We start from the raw sequence: 2,169 nt of genomic DNA, 5'->3' as shown, positions 1-2,169 counted from the left end.
GATCTGTTCCATCGGTCCTCAGGTGTACGCAGCCCGCGGCCGTATGGGCCGCGGGCGGAGCGGGTCGGTTGCTGCTTGTGGAACGGTCGCCAAAGGTAACCGGAGGGGGGAGGCGGGGACAGCCGGGGGGTGGTTGTAGTTGGGTACAACTGGTTGGCGCCGGGTACATCCGGGGGGTGGGCCGGCGGTTGAAACCGCTGCAACAACCGCGGGAAACCTGCCTTCGCAGGTTCGGGGGGCGAGGGCCGGCGGGAGGCGGCGGGCACCGGCGCGGCACCGGCGCCGCATCGCCGGGGGATGAACCCAGATCCTGCGTGGAAAAAGCGAGCACCGCCTTGAAGTAGTAGATTGTGAGTCACTTCCGCCAAGAAGCCTCTCACGACCCGCTACACCAAAACGGTGCTCTGATGCAAGCTATCCCGACCCGGCCGTACGTACAAGGTTCCGCGGCCGCCCTGGAGCTGGAGACCACGGACGAGCAGCTGACTGATGGGGCGGGGCTGGCCCCATTTCGAGCGTTGTGGGACCGGCTGGAGCTGGGGACGCACCTGAACGACGTGCTCGGCTGGATGCGTGGGCGCTACCGGCCCGCACTGCAGATCGAGCAGTGGCTGGCGATGCTGCTCTACGGCGGCACGCACATGGACCACCTCCCGCTCCTGGAGACGCGGGGCGTCCGGGCGCTCTTCGGCTGGAAGAAGGTGGTGGCCCCGACGAGCTTCGGCCGGTTCGTGCGCCAGGGGGGCGAGCGGGCGGCGCGGGCACTGGACAAGACGCTGCTTGGGCTGGTGAGGGCGCGCTGGGATGCCGCGGGAAAGGTGCCGAGCTCGGTGATGCTGATGTTCGACTCGACCGTGGTTCTGCGCTACGGCGTGAAGCAGGCGGGGGCGGAGGTGGGCTACAATCCACGCAAGCGGGGCCGGCCCTCGCACCATCCGCATCTGGCCTTCCTGGACACGGGCGACTGCATGGGTGTACGCTGGAGGCCGGGCAAGGCCAACTGCGCGGAGGGGCTGGAGGAGTGGGTGGAGGAGCTGGTTGCCTGGCTGCGGGTGCAGGGTGTGAAGCACATCCTGGTGCGGCTGGACAAGGGCTACTTCAAGGTGGCCGTGATCGAGAAGCTGAAGTCGCTCGGGGTCAGCTTCGTGCTGAAGATGCAGGAGTCCAACACGCTGCAGCGCTACAAAGGGCCCTTCTCCCCCTCGGCGGAGGACCCGCGGCTGGAGGTCTCCGAGGGTGAGCGCTGGGGCATACGGATGCTGTGCGTGCGGGAGACGGCAGTGGCGCCCAAGGGGGAGCTGGCGCTGGGCCGGGTGGTGGTCGAGGAGCAGGCGACGGTGCTGACGAACATCGCATCGATCGACCCCATCACCGCGTGGCGGATGTACAACCAGGGAGCGCAGGTGGAGCACCGGATCGAGGAGATGGGGCAGCTCGGGGTAGGCCGCACGGCGGTCGACGATCTGGGTGGAAACCACCTGCTCTGGAGCCTGGGGGCGCTCGCCTACCAGATGCAGCACTTCGTGCGCAGCGCGGCGCTGGACCGCACGGCAGAGCAGAGGCAGGTCAAGACCTTGCGGACGCTGCTGATCCGTGCGCCGGGTAAGCTGGTGCGGCACGCGCGTAAGCTGCGGCTGAAGCTGATGCGCCGCGACCCGGCCACCGAGCTGCTGAGACGAGCGCTGGAGAGGATCGCGCAACTCCGAGCTACACCGCTGGCCACGTAGCGCTCAGGCCGGCCAGCGGGAGGAGCAGAGCGGTGCCGCGGGAGCGGCACCGATGCGGAGCATTGGCCCAAGCCGCCGATCCGCACACTCGCACGCGCTCCGCGGGTGCCAAGCGTGGGTGGAGGAGCCGCTCAGAGTGGAATAACGGCGCCGGTCGAGCCCTGCGCCGCGCTCCAAAGCGGCTCCCGGGGCGATGAACCAACAGCCCCGTCAAACGCAAACGGTGGTTTGCAGGATCTGGGATGAATCCCCCGGCTGGAACCACGGGAAGGCGGCTGAAGCCGGCTCGAGAAAACCGGCATTGGACCCCGAACCCGCGCAGGCGGACTTTGTGTGTTTCCAGCGGCGAATTCATCCGCTCCTGGATGGCGGACCGCGGGCCACACCAATCCAGCGCACTAACGCACTCACGCACTCACGCACTTCCCTTCCCCAACAGCCC

The 2,169-nt window shown here is 68.2% G+C and carries 1 protein-coding gene; it reads left to right on the top strand.

Annotated elements, in window-relative coordinates; translation table 11 throughout:
- The first annotated feature begins 407 nt into the window (after nt 1-407).
- On the top strand, nt 408-1,727 hold the full coding sequence (locus VF794_RS21900; RefSeq protein ID WP_331113454.1) for an IS1380 family transposase: 1,320 nt from the start codon (nt 408-410) through the stop codon (nt 1,725-1,727).
- Nucleotides 1,728-2,169: the final 442 nt, after the last annotated feature.

The sequence above is a fragment of the Archangium sp. genome, from assembly GCF_036389735.1.
Lineage (GTDB): Bacteria > Myxococcota > Myxococcia > Myxococcales > Myxococcaceae > Archangium.
Note: the sequence above shows the minus strand (reverse complement) of the source record. Positions and strands in the feature narration are given on the sequence as shown.

What these genes read in the sequence shown, in the direction of transcription:
- VF794_RS21900 (WP_331113454.1), top strand. Translation starts at nt 408, where the DNA reads ATGCAAGCTATCCCGACCCGGCCGTACGTACAAGGTTCCGCGGCCGCC.